Origin of the sequence: Cupriavidus pauculus (assembly GCF_003854935.1) — a bacterium.
Taxonomy (GTDB): domain Bacteria; phylum Pseudomonadota; class Gammaproteobacteria; order Burkholderiales; family Burkholderiaceae; genus Cupriavidus; species Cupriavidus pauculus_C.
In genome coordinates, this window is sequence record NZ_CP033969.1 from 3,364,117 (window position 1) to 3,382,079 (window position 17,963).

Below are 17,963 nucleotides of genomic sequence, written 5' to 3' on the forward strand. Positions count from 1 at the left end.
GGAGAAGATGAACACTGGAACCGCACTGGCCACCCGAAACGAATTCGGCGCCCAAACCACCACCACCGCGCTCGTCGAGACCGCGTCCACCGCAGTAGCGGCCCAGGCGAAGGCCATGGTCGAAGCCCGCTATGTCATGGCCATGCAGCGGCCGCGCGACTGGGACCAAGTCCGTCAGACGCTCCTGCGCGAGTGCCGCCGACCGTCATTCGCCAATAACAAGAGCGCCTACTACCGCAAGCCGATCGGCCAAGGCGTCGAAGGGCTCGGCATCCGCTTCGTCGAGGTGGCGCTGCGCTGCATGACCAACGTCCTGGTCGAAACGACCATGATCTTCGAGGACGACAGCAAGGAGGTGCATCGCGTCTCGGTGACCGACCTGGAGTCGAACCTGACCTACCCGCTCGACGTCCGCGTGTCCAAGACCGTGGAGCGCTCGAAGCCGATGGACGATGGCAGCTTCATCTCCATGCGCAAGAACAGCTACAACAAGCCGGTGTACACCGTGCCGGCCAATGACGACGACCTGCTGAACAAGCGCGCGGCGCAGATTTCCAAGGCCATTCGGACGCTTGGGCTGCGCATCGTCCCCGGGGACCTGCAGGACGAAGCCGAGCGGATCATCAAGGACATCCGTATGGACGAGGCGGCGAAGGATCCCGACGCAGAGCGCAAGCGCATTGCCGATGCTTTCGCCGAGATCGGCGTGAAGGCGTCGGATCTGGTGGCCTACTTGGGTCATGCCCTGGACAGTTGCTCCCCGACCGAACTCGTCGATCTCCGGGGTATCTACGGCGCAATCCGGGATGGCGAAGCCACCTGGAAGTCCGTCATGGAAAACAAGGCCGAGCACGCCGGGGGCAACAGCGGCGACGAGAAGAAGCCGGAAACCAAGGTGACCCCTGTGTGCAGCGACGAGCGTTTCAAGGAAAAGACGCCGGAGTGGCGGAAGCTGATCCTCGACAAGAAGAAGACGCCGGCCGACCTGATCGCGATGATCGAGACGAAAGAAAAGCTGACCGAAGACCAGAAGAACACTATCGATAGCTGGAGCCACGAGAATGACTGAGCGCGTCACACACAGCCTGGTCCAGGGAACTGATGAATGGGCTCAGTTCCGCCTGACGAAGTTCGGCGCCAGCGAAGCGGCAGCCATGCTCGGCATTTCGACGAAGGTCAAGCGCAACGAACTGCTTCATATGAAGCACACCGGCACGCCGCAGGAGTTCAGCGACTGGGTACAGACGAATATTTTGGACTACGGCCACGAAGTCGAAGCGCTGGCTCGCCCGATCATTGAAGAAATCATCGGGCAGGACCTGTACCCGGTGACGCGATCCCTGGGGCTACTGTCTGCGTCCTGCGACGGCCTGACGTTGGACGACGAAACCGCGTTCGAGCATAAGCAATGGAACGAGGCTTTGGCCGCCTCGGTGCGGGCCAAGGTATTGCCGGACGAGTATCAGCCCCAATGCCAACAAATCATGCTGGTGCATGACGCCAAGCGGGTGATCTTCGTCGTCTCTGACGGCACCCGCGAGAACATGGAATACATGGAGGTCCATCCGGACCAGGCGTGGCAAGAGCGCATCATCGCCGGCTGGGCGCAGTTCGAAAAGGATCTCGCCGAATACGTGCCCGTCGACATCCCTGTGAAGCCCAAGGCCGAAGCAATGATGGCGCTGCCCGCGCTGGCTGTCCAGATCCGAGGCGAAGTCATCGCGAGCAACCTGCCGGCGTTCCGTAGCGCTGCCGAGACGTTCATTGCGAACATCAAAACCGACCTGAAGACGGACGAAGATTTCGTCCAGGCCGACGCGACGGTCAAGTTCTGCAAGGAAGCCGAGGACAACCTCGAAGTAGCGAAGAACGCGGCCATCGCGCAAACGGCCAGTATCGACGAACTGATGCGCACGGTCGACCACATCAAGGCCCAACTCCGTGACAAACGGCTTGCGCTGGACAAACTGGTCGAACAGCGCAAGAAGCAGATCAAGGAAAACGCCGTCGCCGAACGACGCCAGAAGTACATGGCGCACGTTGCTGCGCTGAACGCCGAACTGGGCGAGGTCAGCATCGTCGTCCAGGCTCCCGACTTCCTGGGCGCGATCAAGGGACTGAAGACCATCGCCAGCCTTTACGACAAGCTCGACACGGCCTTGGCAAATGGCAAGATCGCCGCCGATGCGGCGGCCAAGGATCTCCGCGCCAAGCTGGACTGGTACAAGCCGCACGCCGAACACGCTTTCCTGTTCCGCGACCTGCAGACGCTGATTCAGAAGCCGGTCGAAGATTTCCAATTGGCAGTGACGACGCGGATTGCCGAGCACAAGCGGAAAGACGAGGAGAAGGCGAAGGCTCAGGCAGAACTGCAGCCGATTATCGAAACGGCAACGCCGCGACCGCTCGACCAATCGCCGATCGTTGTCGCTCGCCCGGTCGTTTCACGTTCGGCCTCGACCAGCGCCCCAACACTCCGCTTGGGCCAGATCAACGAGCGACTCGCACCCATCACGCTGACGGCCGAAGGTCTGGCTTCGCTCGGGTTCAAGCATGCAGCGACGGACAAAGCCGCACGGCTCTATCACGAAAGCGACTTCGAGCTGATCTGCGCAGCATTGACCCGTCATATCGAGGCCGCCCTGCACAAGCAGGCCGCCTAACCGCATCCCTGACAGGAAGACCGACCATGCAGAGAAGAACGCCCGAGTACATCGAATGCGCGCGCAGCATCATGCGGGACCATTTCGAGGACCTTCCGCCTGACTTCAACGTGCGCGTGCTTGCCCAACGTATGCCGGAGCACAAGCCATCCATGATTACCAATGCCCTCCGCCACCTGGAGACGACCGGGGTAGTCCATGCCCCGGGCGACAAGACGTACGACGGCGCGACCGGCCGGCGCAAGGTGGCAGTCATGGTGTGGCGCAAGGGACCGAACGCCGGCCCCCGAGCGATCGCGCGACGCGGCGGCAACACGCATGTACCGCCCAGCGAGGCACTGGCCCGGCTCGGCCTGTCTTCGCCACACGACAAGGCGAAGGAACTCCAGTTGTACATGGCGAACGAGATTCCGCTGGAGAACATCGCAGGGGCGGGCGAGCACCCGGTCTACTACGTTCCGCGCGCCTGGCTGGATGAGCGGGCGCCTGCGCCCGCAGATCCTGACCAGAGCGCCGAACCCAATACGACCAGTTCGGAGGGCCTGCCGGCCGACCCGCTGTTCACGCTGCTTTACGAGGTCGTAACGCTGCTCCGCACGCTGGTGTCGCGTACCGGGCCCGGACAGTACCGCCTTCCGATCTAGGAATTAGGCCATGAACCTCACTCGACTCACATTCGACTTCGACGGCCATAAGGTCGAGGTGACCGGTTACCACTACGCCGGCTACTCCGGCGACGTATCGCCGCCCGAGCCGGAATCGTTCTCTATCCACCAAGCCGCCATCATCAAGCAGGCTGACGCTGATGACCCCGTTTCCGTGGACGACCTGGACGAAGACGAGCTCGCAGATGCCGCCCTGCGCGCGTGGAGGGATCGAGAAGACGATGCCCGCTCGGACCTCGCCTATGCATTTGGGGAAGATCGCTGGATGGAGTCGAGGGGCTACCTGTGAAAGCGGCCGACGTCAGAGCGGTTATTGCCGGCGCCCTTTACGGGTTGGTGCTCGCCCTGCTTCTTGCCGCCTTTATTTTTCGCCGCATTGGCTAACATGTGTGCGATTTGCACACTCAACAAACATATACCATGAACCACACAACGGACCCGAAGGACTGGATCACCCCGGACCGATCCCTGTCGGAAGAGCCGGCATCCGAGCCGACCAAGCGCTGCATCGGCTGCGGCGCAGAAGTCATCGACGGCGAAACGCCCCCCTGCGGCCACTGATCATGGAGAGCCTGGCAACCGGCCATTGGCTCGCGGACGAGCGCGGCGACGTCGTGCATGCCCGCCTGCTGCCCGATGTCCGGCTTTCCGTGGAGGGCGAGTTCGCGTCGCTCGACAAGAAAGTGGCAGCCGCCCGGTACATCGCCCACTGCCTGAACGTGGCGATTGACTCCACGCCTGTAGACGACAACCCGGCGGCGGAGCGCATCTACGTGGGCGGTTCCGGTGTCAGCTTGACTCCGGTGCCAGACGGCGTCGAGTACGTCCGCGCGGATATCGCCGCGACGCTTTCCAAGATGACAGGCCGGTTGGCCGAACTGATCAACGCAATGGCTTCCGCCCACGCGAGCGAGCGGGCACGCGTGCTCAAAGCTTTGGAGGCGGCAGCCCACATCGCCATCATGCCCGACGAATGCAAAGGGCTGGCCCACGACCGGTGCTACGAGATGGGCGCCAGGGAAGGCGGTACCGCCGTCCGCCTAGCCATCAAGCGCGAGGTCGCGGAAGCAATGAATCTGGAGGAGTAGAAATGTCCAAGAGGAGACCCCGCGAGCCGGGCAAGACAGTATTTGGAACGAACCGCCTTCGGCGCCCTGCGGCGATCGGCGAAGAACTCGAACGGCTGGCCGGCGAGGCGATGAAAGCGTTCGCGTCAGTCGGAGCTGGCGGCTTGACGCGCGCCGAACTTCAGCGACGCATCGATATCGGGCTCGACGGATCGTTCGCCGCAATTAAAAAGCTCCACAAAGAAGGGCAAATCTACGTCGCTACATGGCGTAAAGGTCAGCCCGCGTATGCTGCCGGCCAGTTGAATGACGTGCCCAGACCGGAACCCTATTGGACTGGCGGCATGCGAGGAAAGAAGGCCGAGAACGACGGCAGTGATTTCGCTGAGATCGCGCGCACCGAGGTACTCAACGCCCATGCAAAATGGGCTGCAACCTGGGTGCCGCACCGCGACCCGGCCGCAGCATGGATTGGAGGTGCAGTTTGATGAAACCGATCTATCTTGATCGGCACGCGGCCGCAGCCGCCGTTAGCCTGTCAGACACAAGCCTGGAAAAGTTGGTGCGCGAAGGGAAGTTTCCGAAACCGCGGGTGCTATCTGGACGCCGCGTCGCCTGGTTGACGCGGGAGGTCGAAGAATGGGCCGAAACACGGCCCGTATCAGACCTCCCTCCTCCCGCCAACACATCACGGCGCGGCTGATGGTCGAGCTGACGCCAGCGCCTCAAGCCTGGCGGACAGCTTGCCCAGCCACTCGTGCCGCTCTTTATCGTAGGTGTGCCGATTGTAAACACCCTGCACGCCGGGAAGCATATGCCCGAGGATCGACTCCGCAACCTCATTTGGACAGCCCATTGAAGCGAGAATCGTTCGGACGGTCCGCCGAAGGTCATGCGGGGCCCAGTGCGTGACCGTTAGCCGGGCTCGTTTGGCCTTCGGACGAGTCTTAGAGTAAGGCTGGTGATAGAACACCGCGGTCTGGATCGCTTTTTGTTCGATCGACCCGCCGAATCTTGATGGGAACAGGTAGCCGCTTCCTGCAACCGCAAGCCGACGCCTGACAATTTGCTCGGCTTGACCGAACAGCGGCACGCGCAAGTCCGTCGCGCCCGCCCGCTTCGCGTTCTTGGTTTTTTCCTTCGGGATCGTCCACCAAAGGCCACCGGACTCTTCCTGGATCTCGCCCGCTTCCATGCTGACGATCTCGGAGCCCCGCGTCCCGGTCCAAAGATAGAGCGTTAGGACGTCGGCAACGACCCGGCTGAAGTTCGGCAACCAGCGGATCAACTCTCCTACCTCAACCTCCGAAAGTACCCGCTTTACCTCGCCGATCGGCTTGCCTTCGATCATCTTGCCGCGGCTCTGCAGCCGGCCGCGCATGATCTGTCGCCACCAGTTGGCAATGGCCGGATCGAGCCGGCCTGAATCTAGGCCATAGTCCCAGGCGGCGCCCAGTTCCGAGCGCAGCTTCGCGGCCTGGACCGGGATATGGGCATGCGAGTCCAGGAGGTCGAATGCGCGCGCCCTTGTCACCTCTTCCGGTCGCAGGTCGGCGAAGTCCCCCAGCATTGTGTCGAACATTCGACGGACTTCCTTTGCTCCCTTGGCTGTTCTCTTGCGCTCAATGTGACCGACAAGGAAGTCATCGCACAGCCGGCGCACTGTATAAGGGCCCGGCTGGGGTAAACTGCCCTCCGATACCGACCGCGCCATGGTTCGCGCTGCCTTTTTCTCGGCGGCGACGTCCCGGCCGCTATCGCGCACAGCCCTCAGCCGCTCCCATTCGACGATGGCGGCGGCCGGAGACATCGCCGGCCAGGCGCCGATCTTCGACTGCTTCATTTTCCCGTCGATGGGTGACTTGTAGCGGTAGATCCAGGTCCGCCGCGTGACGGTGCATTCGAGACGCAGACCAGGATGGTCGGCGATTGTCATATGCTCCCCGGGCTTGAGCAGCTTGGCTGCGCGCGCGTCGAAGTACATGGCGTAGGTTTTCCCCGGCGTAGGTTTTGCCGCAAAGGGATGGATGCGATGCGGCGTAGGTTTTTTTAGATGATACGCCAAAAACCTACGCCGACGACTGGAGTGAAGGCTTGCAATGACGAGTGTTGACGTGGCTGGCGAGATCGAGCCAAAAGACGTAGAAACCGCCCCCACAAAGGGATTGCGGGCGAAAACCGAGGCAGATCAAGCAGTTAAGAAGACTGCCAAAGAGACGCATACCCCAATGATGCAGCAATACCTGCGCATCAAGGCGGACCACCCGGACACGCTGCTGTTCTACCGGATGGGCGACTTCTACGAACTGTTCCACGACGACGCCGAGAAGGCCGCCCGCCTGCTCGACATCACGCTGACGTCGCGCGGGCAGTCCGGCGGCGTGCCGATCCGCATGGCCGGCATCCCGTTCCACTCGGTCGACCAGTACCTGGCGCGGCTGGTCAAGCTGGGCGAATCGGTGGCGATCTGCGAGCAGATTGGCGATCCGGCCACGAGCAAGGGGCCGGTGGAGCGCAAGGTCGTCCGTATCGTCACACCCGGCACGCTGACCGACGCCGCGCTGCTGCCCGACAAGGTGGACAGCTACCTGATGGCCGTGCACCAGCAGACGCTGCGCCGCGGCGTGGGCAAGGTCGGGCTGGCGTGGCTGAACCTGGCCAGCGGCGAACTGCGGCTGATGGAATGCGACGCGGCGCAGTTGTCGCGCGAGCTGGAGCGGATCCGGCCGGCCGAACTGCTCTATGCCGATGGCATCGACCTGCCCGCTTTCACCTGCGCCCGCACGCGGCTGCCCGAATGGCATTTCGACCAGGACGCCGGCACCCGTCGCCTGCGCGAGCAGATTGGCGTGGCCAGCCTGGAGCCGTTCGGCTGCGCCGGGCTGGGCGCGGCGCTGGGGGCCGCCGGCGCGCTGCTCAACTACGCCGCCACGACGCAGGGCCAGTCGCTGCGCCACGTGCAGGGCGTGACGGTCGAACGTGAATCCGAGTTCGTCGGGCTCGACACCGCCACGCGGCGCAACCTGGAACTGACCGAGACGCTGCGCGGCGGTGAATCGCCGACGCTGTTCTCGCTGCTCGACACCTGCTCCACGACCATGGGCAGCCGGGCGCTGCGCCACTGGCTGCACCACCCGCTGCGCGACCCGGCGCTGCCGCGTGCGCGCCAGCAGGCCATCGGCGCGCTGATCGCCCAGGACCCGGACGCCGTGCGCGCGGCGCTGCGCAAGCTCTGCGACGTCGAGCGCGTGACGGCGCGGCTGGCGCTGCTGTCGGCCCGGCCGCGCGACCTGTCCGCGCTGCGCGACACGCTCAAGGCGCTGCCGACGGTGCAGGCCAGCGTCAGCGCCGCCCAGGAATCGCCGTTGCTGGCGCAGACGATGGACGAGCTGGGCATCCCGGAGGCGTGCCTGTCGCTGCTGGAGCGCGCGGTGGCCGAGGAACCGTCGTCGGTCATCCGCGACGGCGGCGTGATCGCGCGCGGCTACGACGCCGAACTGGACGAACTGCGAGACATTTCGGAAAACTGCGGCCAGTTCCTGATCGAACTGGAAACCCGCGAACGCGAGCGCACGGGCATCAACAACCTGCGCGTCGAGTACAACCGCGTGCACGGTTTCTATATCGAGGTCACCAACGGCCAGGCCGACAAGGTGCCCGACGACTACCGGCGCCGCCAGACGCTCAAGAACGCCGAGCGCTACATCACCCCGGAGCTGAAGGCGTTCGAGGACAAGGCGCTGTCGGCGCAGGACCGCGCGCTGGCACGCGAAAAACAGCTCTACGACGCGCTGCTGCAGGCCCTGCTGCCCCATATCGGCCCCCTGCAGCGCGTGGCCGCCGCGCTGGCCCGGCTGGACGTCCTGGCCACGCTGGCCGAACGGGCGCGCACGCTGGACTGGAGCCAGCCCGAGCGCGTGGCCGAGAACGTCATCGACATCGCGCAGGGCCGCCATCCCGTGGTGGAAGGCCAGTTGGCGGCCGAATCGGTGGCGTTCATCGCCAATGACTGCCAGCTCAACGAGGCGCGCAAGCTGCTGCTGATCACCGGCCCGAACATGGGCGGTAAATCGACGTTCATGCGCCAGACCGCGCTGATCGTGCTGCTGGCCTGCGTGGGCGCCTGGGTGCCGGCGCAGCGCGCGGTGATCGGGCCGATCGACCGCATCTTCACGCGCATTGGCGCGGCCGACGACCTGGCCGGCGGGCGCTCGACGTTCATGGTGGAAATGACCGAGGCGGCCGGCATCCTGCACAACGCCACGCCGTCGAGCCTGGTGCTGATGGACGAGATCGGGCGCGGCACGTCGACCTTCGACGGCCTGGCGCTGGCGTGGGCGATTGCCCGCCACCTGCTGTCCCACAACCGCAGCCACGCGCTGTTTGCCACCCACTACTTTGAGCTGACGCAACTGCCGCAGGAATTCCCGCAGGCGGCAAACGTCCACCTGTCCGCCGTGGAACATGGCGACGGCATCGTGTTCCTGCACGCGGTGCAGGACGGTCCGGCCAGCCAGAGCTACGGCTTGCAGGTGGCGCAACTGGCCGGCGTGCCGCAGCCCGTGATCCGCGCCGCGCGCAAGCACCTGGCCTGGCTGGAACAGCAGTCGGCGGACGCCACGCCGACGCCGCAGATGGACCTGTTCGCGGCTCCGGCCACGCCGCTCGACGACGACGAAGCCCCGGAGCTGGCCGGGGCCCTGGCCGCCGAACACGCGGCCGCGCTCGATGCGCTGGCCGAGATCGACCCGGACAGCCTGTCGCCGCGCGATGCGCTGGAGGTGCTGTACCGGCTCAAGGCGCTGGCAGCCCCGACGCGCAACGCATGACACCCACCCTCCGCCCCGCGCGCGCGGCCCGGGCCCTGGCGGCCCTGGCCTGCGGTGCCTGCCTGCTGGCGCCCATGGCGGTCCACGCGGCGCGCGCCGGCAAGGTCGCGCCGCCCGCCGCGGCGGCGGAACCGGTGACGCGCATGGCGCTGATCGCCGACGTGCCGCAGTGGCCGACTGCCGAAGCCGACACGTCCGCGCTGTTCGAACAGATGGCGTCGCAGAAGGTGGCGCTGATCGTCCACGCCGGCGGCATCAAGGGCGACACCGAATCGTGCGCGGACCCGGTGCTCAGCGCGCGGCTGCGGGTGCTGGACGACGCGCCGGCGCCGCTGCTGTTCGTGCCCGGCGAGACCGACTGGGCCGAATGCCACAAGCCCGTCAACGGCAAGTTCGATGCGGTGGAGCGGCTCAACCGGCTGCGCGAGCTGTACTTTCCGGCCGACACCACGCTGGGCCGCCGCACGCTGCCCGTGGTGCGCCAGTCGGACCAGGCGATGTTCCGCAGCTTCCGCGAGAACGTGCGGCTGATGATCGGCAACGTGCTGGTCGTCGGCCTCAACCTGCCCGGCGACAACAACCACTATCGCAGCGAAGGCGGCCGGAACGGCGAGTTCGAGGACCGGCGCGAGGCCAATCGCCAGTGGCTGGGCCGCGCGTTTTCGATCGCGGGCCAGCGCGACCTGGCCGGCGTGCTGGTGGTGGTGCATGCCGACCCGCAGTTCGGCAACGGCTGGGAAAAGCGCGGCAAGCCGACGCTGCTCGACGGCTTCCTGCGGCGCGGCACGCGCGATGGCTATCTCGAATTCAAGCGCCAGCTACGCGACCTGTCGGCCAAGTACGCCGGCCAGGTGCTGCTGGTGCATGCCAGCGACAGCGGCTTCAGCGTCGACAAGCCGCTGCGCGACACCGCCGGCAAGGTCGTCGGCAACTTCACGCGCGTGGCGCTGCCGATCGGCAACCCGTCGCGCTGGGTGGAACTGACCGTCACGCCCGGCACGAAGTCGGTGTTCCAGGTGGCATTGGAAGACGGGCCGCGAACGAATTGACGAGACGCCGGACGGGCACCCCGCCGGATTTGACCTGCGTCACGCGCGCAGCAATGAAAAAAGCCGGCGGGAGCCGGCTTTTCTCGTGTTCGCGATGACCTGTCGCGTATCGCTCGACGGGTTCAGTGCAGCGTGCGCGGGCTGTTGCCCTCGCCGCCTTCTTCCTCGTCCTCGTCAACGACCTCGATGCCCGAGGCGCCGTGGGCGTGGCCGTGCTCGACTTCCTCGCTCGTGGCCTCGCGGACTTCCGACACCTTGAGCCAGAAGCGCAGCGCCATGCCGGCCAGCGGATGGTTGCCGTCCAGCACCACCTTGTCTTCGGCAACGTCGGTCACCGTGTAGATGATGGAATCTTCGTCGTCGCCGTCCTCGGGCACGCCCTCGAACTGCATGCCCACTTCGAGCGGCTCGGGAAAACGGTCGCGCGGCTCCACCTTCACCAGTTCGGCGTCGTAGTCGCCGAACGCGTCTTCGGGCTCGAGCTGAAGCTCGGTCTGGAAGCCGGCGTCGTGGCCGTCCAGCGCTTCCTCGATCTTGGGGAACGTGCCATCATACCCGCCGTGCAAGTAGACCATGGGCTCATCGGATTCCTCGATGAGATTGCCCTGCGCGTCCGACAGCTTGTACACAACGGACACCACCGTGTTCTTAGCGATTTTCAATTCTTGACTCCATGAGCGATTCCGCATTATACGCGCAGGCCCTGCCTGCGGGCCCCCTTGATCCCGACGCACCGCTCACGCTGCTCGGGGGCATGACGCCCGCGGCCTTCATGCGCGACGTCTGGCACCGCAAACCGTTGCTGATTCGACAGGCCGTGCCCGGAATCGTGCCCCCTGTGTCGCGCGAAGCGCTTTTCGAACTGGCCGACCGCGACGACGTGGAGTCACGCCTGGTGTCGTACTTTCGCAACCGCTGGAAGCTCGAACATGGCCCGTTCGCCGAAGACAACCTGCCGTCACGCAAGACTGGCAAGTGGACGCTGCTGGTCCAGGGCGTGAACCTGCACAGCCGGGCCGCGGCCGAGCTGATGAGCCAGTTCCGCTTCGTGCCCGATGCGCGGCTCGACGACGTGATGATCAGCTACGCCACAGACGGCGGCGGCGTGGGTCCGCACTTCGATTCGTATGACGTGTTCCTGCTGCAAGTATCGGGCCGGCGCCGCTGGCGCATTTCGTCGCAGACCAAGCTTGATTTGATCCCGGACATGCCGCTGAAGATCCTGTCGGACTTCAGCGCCGAGCAGGAGTGGGTACTGGAGCCGGGCGACATGCTGTACCTGCCGCCGCAGTACGCGCACGACGGCATCGCCGAGGGCGAATGCATGACCGCCTCCATCGGCTTCCGTGCGCCCGCCTATCGCGAGCTGGCCGGGCACTTCCTCGCGTGGCTGTCGGAGACGGTGGAACACAACGAGGGGCTCGACGGCCGCTACGCCGATGCCGGCGAGGCCGCCACGGCCACCCCGGCGCAGTTGCCAGCCGGGCTTGCCAAGACCGTGGCCGAGCGGCTGCAGTCGCTGAAGTGGAACGCGGGCATGGTGTCCGAGTTCCTGGGGTCGTACCTGTCGGAGCCCAAGCCGTCGGTGCAGTTCGACGAGGTGGCCGAAATCAGCCTGAAGCAGTACACGAAGCTGGCCAAGGCGCATGGCGTGGTCCTTGCTCCGGCTTCCATAGCGCTATACGATCGCACGCACTTCTTCCTGAACGGCGAAGCCTACGAGCCGCCCCCGCCGCTAGCAAAATGGCTGCGCAGGCTGGCTGACCACCGTCAACTGACGGCCACGGAAGTGGCCGCGTGCGCGGCGCTTCCGGATCTCATGGACACGTTCCATGACTGGGCCATGGAGGGCTGGTTGCAGTTTGCGCCGGCACGTGTGTAATTTTGCGTAACAGAATGAACCGGCATATTTTCGCTGTACACAAGGCGGGAAAACGCGGATATAATCGCCCGCTGGCTAGTACTGTGGACCACTGCACTGTCGGCACCCGGGAGAGCCTATATTTGCAGCACAAGAGCGATAATTACCGGTAATTATTCATCGCCTGTTTTCGTTTTATTAAAAGTTAAAGGACGAACAATGAAGAAGTCTCTCCTGATCGCATCCCTGCTGGCTGCTGTTGCCCTGGCCGCTTGCGGCAAGAAGGAAGAAGCTGCCGCTCCGGCCGCTGACACGGCTGCTTCGGCTCCGGCCGCTGCTGCTCCGGCTGCTGACGCATCGGCTCCGGCCGCTGCTCCGGCTGCTGACGCTTCGGCTCCGGCCGCTGACGCATCGGCCCCGGCTGCTGACGCTTCGGCTCCGGCTGCCAAGCAGTAATCGGATCTTTCCGAAAAACAAAAAGCCGACCTTCGGGTCGGCTTTTTGTTTGGGCGATTATCTGACGCCTCCACATTAGCGGCGCCGGCGGCCACGCCGATTATGCCCGCACCGGCTGCCAGCCCAGCCCTTCCTCCTGATCCGCGATCAGAATTTCCTCAGGCAAGACCCCCAGCGCCGCCGCCAGCGCGCCGGCCGCCAGTTCCCGCGTGTTGTTCTGCTTGCTCAGGTGCGCCGCCACCACGCGCGACAGCGCCGTGTGGGCAACCCGCGACAGGATGCTGCCGGCGATATCGTTCGCCAGATGGCCGAAATCGCCGCCGATCCGCCGCTTGAGCGACCACGGATAGGCCGAGTTCTGCAGCATGTCCCGGTCGTGGTTGCATTCCAGCACCAGCGCGTGCACGCCGGCCAGCCGCGCCGTCACATAGGGCGTTTCCATGCCGGCGTCGGTCAGCACGCCCAGCCGCGCGTCGCCATCGGTCAGCACGAACTGCAGCGGCTCGCGCGCATCGTGCGGCACCGTATAGGGATGGATCTGGAGCCCGCCTACCGAGAAGACATGGTCGGCGCAGCAGACGCGCACGTCGGCCTGGTCGGCGCCGCGCATGTGGGACGTGGCCAGCCAGGTGCCGTGGCTCGTGTGGACGGGCAGCTTGTGGCGCGCGGCAAACGCGTAGGCCGAGCCCACGTGATCGCCATGCTCGTGCGTGACCAGCACGGCGTCGAGGTCGTCGGGCGATACGCCCAGCCGCTCCAGCCGCCGCGACGTCTCCTTGATGCCAAAGCCGCAGTCCAGCAGCACGCGCGTCACGGAGACGCCCTCGCCAGCCTCGATCAGCAGCGCGTTACCCTCGCTGCCGCTGCCCAAAAAAGCAAAGCGCATCATCGATGCGCTCGCCGGGTGCGATGCCCGACGGCGGGCGCCGTCGGCATCGAATTGCAACAGAAAACGAACATCAATGCAGTTGTTCGTCCAGCAGCGACAGGATGCGCTTGCTGACTTCGGTGTTTTCCGGCTGGCCGGCGTCGTTCTGCACGGTGACCGTGGTGCCCGTGCCGCTGCCCTTCAGCGAGACGCGATACTTCTTCGCGGTCTTGCCGTCGTTGGCCTTGGTGAACAGCTTCGAGAAGAAGCCGCGATCGTCCACCGCCTGCTTCGGATCGACGTAGCGCACGTAGTACAGGCCCTGGGCGCGGTCGCGGTCTTCCACCGTGAAGTTCACGCGGTCCAGCGACAGGCCGACCGAACGCCAGGCGCGATCGAACGGCTCCGGCAGTTGCAGCGCCGGCGTGCCATTGACCTGGCTCAGGAAAGACTTGCCTTCGGCGTCGCCGGAGGCACCCGTGGCAGCAGCCGCACCGATGCCGGTGGCGCTGGCCGACGGTGCCGGCGCCGGCGCGGCGGCGTTGCCCACCGCCGTCGGGTTCTTGGCCATCTGGGTGGCCTGCTCCTTCTGCACGCCCAGGCGCTGGGCCAGGCGCGACAGGAATTCGGCTTCCAGTTCCGGATCGGCCGGACGCGGCGTCCAGACCGTCGTCGACTTGTCCACGCCGGTCAGTTGTTCCTGCGCGCCGCGGTGGCTGATGAACACCTCCAGCTGGCCGTTCTGGGCCCGCTCCACGCGGGTGCGGAACTTGTCGCGCTCGGAGGTCGAGTACAGGCCGTCGAACACCTTGCCGATCGTGTTGCGGATGATGTCCTGCGGAATCTTGGCGCGGTTCTCGGCCCAGTCCGTTTCCATGATGCCGGTCTGCGGCGAATCCTGCGTCAGCAGGAAGCCGTTTTCCTGCCAGAAGCCGCGCAGCGACTCCCAGAGCTGGTCGGCGCGCATGCCGTTGCTGATCACCAGCCAGCGCTGGTTGCCGTCGCGCTCCATGCGGATGCCCTGCGTGGACGGCAGCACGTTCGTCGCCGGCTCGGCCTCGCGGGTCTTGGTGGCCTGCTGATAGTTCGACAGCGTCGACGTGCCCGCGGCGTCGGGCACGGTGTAGCGGCGATCGCCTTCGAGCTTCGTCAGGTCCGGCGGAATATCCAGCGAAGCGGTCTTCTTGCCCTGGGACTTGTAGTCGATCTTGTCGGGCTGCATGGCCTCGTTGATGCTGCTGCAGCCGGCAATCAGCGTCAGCGCCAGCATGGGCGCAACCACTGCGACACGGCGAACCTGCGTCGCGCCGCGACGGTTAAGCTTCTGTTTCATTGACACGTAATCCTGGTTTCAAGAATCGGCGAATAGCCGAACGTTCAGCCGGCGAATCTCAGCCCAGCAGGCCGGCCGCTGCCAGCGCGCGGCGCACGGTTTCGTGCTGGCCTTCCGCCAGCGGGGTCAGCGGCAGGCGGATACCGCCACCCATCTTGCCCATCTGCTGGAGCGCCCACTTCACGGGGATCGGATTGGCCTCGACGAACATCGCGCGGTTGAGGTCGATCAGTTCCATGTGCAGGCGGCGGGCCGTGACCACGTCGCCCTTCAGGGCGGCCGCGCACATCTCGTGCATCTTGCGCGGCGCCACGTTGGCGGTCACCGAGATATTGCCCTTGCCGCCAAGCAGGATCAGTGCGACGGCCGTCGGATCGTCGCCGCTGTAGACCGCGAACGACTCGGGCGCGTCCTTGATGAGCTGCGCGGCCCGGTCGATGTTGCCGGTGGCTTCCTTCACGCCCACGATGCCCGGCACCTGTGCCAGCCGCAGGATCGTCTCGTTGCTCATGTCCGCCACGGTACGGCCGGGCACATTGTAGAGCACCACCGGCAGGTCCACGGCTTCCGCGATGGTGCGGAAATGGCGGTACATCCCTTCCTGGGTCGGCTTGTTGTAGTACGGCACGACCTGCAGCGACGCATCGGCACCCACCCGCTTGGCAAAAGCGGTCAGCTCGATCGCCTCGCGCGTGGAATTGCCGCCCGTACCCGCGATGATGTGCACGCGGCCGGCCGACTGCTCCACCGCCACGCGAATCAGCTCGCAGTGTTCCTCGACGTTGACCGTCGGCGACTCGCCCGTGGTACCCACGATCACGATGCCATCGGTGCCTTCCGCCGCATGCCAGTCGATGAGGTTGCGCAGGGCCGGGTAGTCCAGGCTGCCGTCCTCATGCATCGGGGTGACGATGGCCACGATGCTGCCGGTAATCTGTGTCATATCTCAGGGAATTCGGGAAATTCGGACAACCGGGATTGTACCGGAACCGTCAGGGGCTCCGGACCCCCTATCAATGAGGGAAAACGTTAACGGGCGTAACGTGTGGCGGGGCCGTCTCGCTGACAGCGGCGCCGCCCCGCGCGGTGCGCCCCCGGCGCCTCAGCCGGGCAGCCGGTAGCGCGGCGGCGCGCCGTCGGAATGGCCGCCCGGCGCCTCCCGCACGGCACACAGCCGCTGGACGAAGGCGGTGCGGGGCGATTCCAGCGTGCCGTCCTCGTAACCCACCACGCGCAGCCGGCCGCGCACCACATCGAGCAATTCACCCGGCCGCAGCAGGAAATCGGGCCGCGACGGCTTGCCGACCGTCTCGTTGCCGGCCGCGAAGGTCTCGTAGACCAGCACACCGCCCGGCGCCAGCGCGTCCAGCAGGTGCGGCCAGAGCGGGCGATGGAGGTAGTTGGTGACCACCACGGCGTCGAACGGGCCGTCATCGGCCAGCAGCCAGGTGCCCTGCTCCAGGTCCGCCACGCGCCCTTGCACGCCGGCGGGCAGCCCCGCCACGGCGTCGGCATCGCGGTCCACGGCCAGCACCGCAAACCCGTGGCCGGCCAGCCAGGCGGCATGGCGCCCGCTGCCGCAGGCCAGGTCAAGCACCCGGCCGCCGGGCCGGATCAGATGGGCCCAGCGGGTCAGCCAGGGGGAAGGCGCGGCAAGTGGCGGATGCGTCGGGGTCATGCGCGGCGAAGAATCGGGATATGGGAAACGGCGGGCGGCGGGTATGCCGCTACTGGAGGATCATCAGCACCGGCCGCAGCATGAACTCCACCAGCGACAGCAGCGCGGTCATCACCGGCTGCATCCAGATCCGCGTGATGACGCCCGCGGCCACCAGCGCCAGCACAATGAAGATGCCATAGGGCTCGATGCGGGCCACCGCAGCGGCCATCGACTGCGGCAGGAACGCGGTCAGCACGCGGCCGCCATCGAGCGGCGGGATCGGGAACAGGTTGAATGCGGCCACCACGGCGTTGACCAGGATGCCGGCCCGCGCCATCTGGGCCCAGAACGGCTCCTGCACCTGGGCCAGCGCCAGCCCCACGGCCACCAGCGCCCACAGGAACGCCTGCGCGATATTGCTGGCCGGCCCGGCCAGCGCCACCCACATGCCGTGCCAGCGCGGGTTGCGCAGGTGGCTGAACACCACCGGCACCGGCTTGGCAAAGCCGAACACGAACTGCCCGGCCGTCAGGAAATACAACAGCAGCGGCACGGCCACGGTGCCGATCGGGTCGATATGGCGCACCGGGTTCAGGCTCACGCGGCCCAGCAGCCAGGCGGTGTTGTCGCCGAAATACTTGGCCACGTAGCCGTGGGCGGCCTCGTGCAGCGTGATGGCGAACAGCACGGGCAGCGCATATACGGCGAGGGTCTGGACGATCGAGGAATCCATGCGGGCTATTCTATCGGGCCGCCGGCGCGCGAGGCTGTCCGGCATGTTTGCGGGTGTGCGGTATGTATCAAAAATGGCGGGCCGACGGAAACATGGCGCGCCACGGCTGCGGGATCAGGTAATCAGGCGGCGGCCGTCAGGCCGAAGCGCTCGACGTCGCCCCGCCCGGCCCGCACCAGTTCGGGCTCGCCGCTGGTCAGGTCGATCACGGTGGTCGGCTGGGCCGGCGCCGGGCCGCCGCAGATCACCAGGTCGAGCTGCTTTTCCAGCCGGGCGCGGATCTCGGACGGCTCGTTCATCGGCGCCTCGTCCCCGGGCATCTGCAACGTCGCGGAAATCAGCGGCTGGCCCAGTTCGGCCACCAGCGCCAGCGGAATCGCATGTCCGGGCACGCGCACGCCGATGGTCTTGCGGGCCGGATGCGACAGCCGCCGCGGCACTTCCTTGGTGGCTTCCAGGATGAACACGTACGGCCCCGGCGTGGCGCCCTTGATCCACCGGTACTGGCGGTTATCGACCCGGGCGAAGTTGCCGAGTTCCGACAGGTCGCTGCACATCAGCGTCAGGTGGTGTTTCTCGTCGATGCCGCGCAGCCGGCGCAGCCGCTCCACGGCCGACTTGTCGTCGAGCTGGCAGGCCAGCGCGTAGCTGGAATCGGTGGGCAGCGCGATCAGGCCGCCCTTCTGCACGATCTGCGCGGCCTGCTTGACCAGCCGCGCCTGGGGGTTGTCGGGATGGATCTCGAAATACTGGGACATGGAGGGCGCGGAAAGTCGGGA

20 protein-coding genes are annotated in these 17,963 nt (G+C 65.9%); 12 read left to right on the plus strand and 8 right to left on the minus strand.

Annotated features, from left to right (window positions below; genetic code table 11):
- The first annotated feature begins 7 nt into the window (after positions 1-7).
- From EHF44_RS16975 to EHF44_RS17005, 8 genes are all read left to right on the plus strand, one after another.
- Positions 8-1,069: a hypothetical protein gene (locus EHF44_RS16975; protein WP_124684727.1), complete on the plus strand. Its 1,062-nt coding sequence runs from the start codon at positions 8-10 to the stop codon at positions 1,067-1,069.
- Positions 1,062-2,663 carry a YqaJ viral recombinase family protein gene (locus tag EHF44_RS16980; protein WP_124684728.1) on the plus strand — a complete coding sequence of 534 codons (1,602 nt, stop codon included), beginning with the start codon at positions 1,062-1,064 and terminating at the stop codon, positions 2,661-2,663. Before EHF44_RS16975 ends, EHF44_RS16980 begins: the two co-directional genes overlap by 8 nt.
- Positions 2,664-2,689: 26 nt before the next feature.
- Positions 2,690-3,307 (plus strand): hypothetical protein, encoded by a 618-nt coding sequence (locus EHF44_RS16985; protein WP_124684729.1) that lies wholly within the window; start codon positions 2,690-2,692, stop codon positions 3,305-3,307.
- A 10-nt stretch (positions 3,308-3,317) separates the two neighbouring features.
- On the plus strand, positions 3,318-3,617 hold the full coding sequence (locus EHF44_RS16990) for a hypothetical protein (protein WP_124684730.1): 300 nt from the start codon (positions 3,318-3,320) through the stop codon (positions 3,615-3,617).
- 131 nt (positions 3,618-3,748) lie between these two features.
- A complete protein-coding gene (locus EHF44_RS28395) occupies positions 3,749-3,889 on the plus strand; it encodes a hypothetical protein (RefSeq protein WP_172966081.1) in 141 nt (46 codons plus the stop codon).
- Positions 3,890-3,891: 2 nt separating this feature from the next.
- Entirely contained in the window at positions 3,892-4,416 is a 525-nt protein-coding gene (locus tag EHF44_RS16995; RefSeq protein WP_124684731.1) for a hypothetical protein, read from the plus strand.
- Between the two features lie 2 nt (positions 4,417-4,418).
- The gene (locus tag EHF44_RS17000; RefSeq protein WP_124684732.1) at positions 4,419-4,883 is read left to right on the plus strand and encodes a hypothetical protein; all 465 of its coding nucleotides are present in this window, start codon (positions 4,419-4,421) and stop codon (positions 4,881-4,883) included.
- On the plus strand, positions 4,883-5,098 hold the full coding sequence (locus EHF44_RS17005) for a helix-turn-helix transcriptional regulator (RefSeq protein WP_124684733.1): 216 nt from the start codon (positions 4,883-4,885) through the stop codon (positions 5,096-5,098). Before EHF44_RS17000 ends, EHF44_RS17005 begins: the two co-directional genes overlap by 1 nt.
- Here the strand turns inward: EHF44_RS17005 and EHF44_RS17010 are convergent.
- The gene (locus tag EHF44_RS17010) at positions 5,084-6,379 is read right to left on the minus strand and encodes a tyrosine-type recombinase/integrase (RefSeq protein WP_124684734.1); all 1,296 of its coding nucleotides are present in this window, start codon (positions 6,377-6,379) and stop codon (positions 5,084-5,086) included. The two genes, EHF44_RS17005 and EHF44_RS17010, sit on opposite strands and share 15 nt — an antisense overlap.
- 244 nt (positions 6,380-6,623) lie before the next feature.
- Here EHF44_RS17010 and mutS point away from each other — a divergent pair, with 244 nt between their 5' ends.
- Positions 6,624-9,224: a DNA mismatch repair protein MutS gene (gene mutS / locus EHF44_RS17015; RefSeq protein ID WP_124684735.1), complete on the plus strand. Its 2,601-nt coding sequence runs from the start codon at positions 6,624-6,626 to the stop codon at positions 9,222-9,224.
- Complete coding sequence (locus tag EHF44_RS17020; protein WP_124684736.1) at positions 9,221-10,273, plus strand: hypothetical protein; 1,053 nt, start codon at positions 9,221-9,223, stop codon at positions 10,271-10,273. The genes mutS and EHF44_RS17020 overlap by 4 nt, the downstream gene beginning before the upstream one ends.
- 122 nt (positions 10,274-10,395) lie before the next feature.
- Here the strand turns inward: EHF44_RS17020 and EHF44_RS17025 are convergent, their stop codons facing one another.
- Positions 10,396-10,935 (minus strand): FKBP-type peptidyl-prolyl cis-trans isomerase, encoded by a 540-nt coding sequence (locus EHF44_RS17025; protein WP_124684737.1) that lies wholly within the window; start codon positions 10,933-10,935, stop codon positions 10,396-10,398.
- 11 nt (positions 10,936-10,946) lie between these two features.
- Between EHF44_RS17025 and EHF44_RS17030 the strand changes: the two genes are divergently transcribed.
- Positions 10,947-12,155 (plus strand): ribosomal protein uL16 3-hydroxylase, encoded by a 1,209-nt coding sequence (locus EHF44_RS17030; protein ID WP_172966082.1) that lies wholly within the window; start codon positions 10,947-10,949, stop codon positions 12,153-12,155.
- Positions 12,156-12,353: 198 nt separating this feature from the next.
- Entirely contained in the window at positions 12,354-12,590 is a 237-nt protein-coding gene (locus EHF44_RS28710; RefSeq protein WP_084003951.1) for a hypothetical protein, read from the plus strand.
- 100 nt (positions 12,591-12,690) lie between these two features.
- Here EHF44_RS28710 and EHF44_RS17040 read toward each other — a convergent pair whose 3' ends face one another.
- From EHF44_RS17040 to EHF44_RS17065, 6 genes are all read right to left on the minus strand, one after another.
- Positions 12,691-13,479, minus strand: coding sequence for an MBL fold metallo-hydrolase (locus EHF44_RS17040; RefSeq protein ID WP_124684739.1), 789 nt, complete (start codon positions 13,477-13,479; stop codon positions 12,691-12,693).
- Between the two features lie 70 nt (positions 13,480-13,549).
- Complete coding sequence (gene bamC, locus EHF44_RS17045) at positions 13,550-14,791, minus strand: outer membrane protein assembly factor BamC (RefSeq protein ID WP_124684740.1); 1,242 nt, start codon at positions 14,789-14,791, stop codon at positions 13,550-13,552.
- A 58-nt stretch (positions 14,792-14,849) separates the two neighbouring features.
- Positions 14,850-15,734, minus strand: a complete 885-nt coding sequence (gene dapA, locus EHF44_RS17050) for a 4-hydroxy-tetrahydrodipicolinate synthase (RefSeq protein WP_124684741.1) — start codon at positions 15,732-15,734, stop codon at positions 14,850-14,852.
- A 159-nt stretch (positions 15,735-15,893) separates the two neighbouring features.
- Positions 15,894-16,469 (minus strand): class I SAM-dependent methyltransferase, encoded by a 576-nt coding sequence (locus tag EHF44_RS17055; RefSeq protein WP_124684742.1) that lies wholly within the window; start codon positions 16,467-16,469, stop codon positions 15,894-15,896.
- 49 nt (positions 16,470-16,518) lie between these two features.
- Positions 16,519-17,184, minus strand: a complete 666-nt coding sequence (locus EHF44_RS17060; protein WP_124684743.1) for a site-2 protease family protein — start codon at positions 17,182-17,184, stop codon at positions 16,519-16,521.
- Positions 17,185-17,306: 122 nt separating this feature from the next.
- Complete coding sequence (locus tag EHF44_RS17065) at positions 17,307-17,942, minus strand: L-threonylcarbamoyladenylate synthase (protein WP_124684744.1); 636 nt, start codon at positions 17,940-17,942, stop codon at positions 17,307-17,309.
- Positions 17,943-17,963 lie beyond the last annotated feature (21 nt).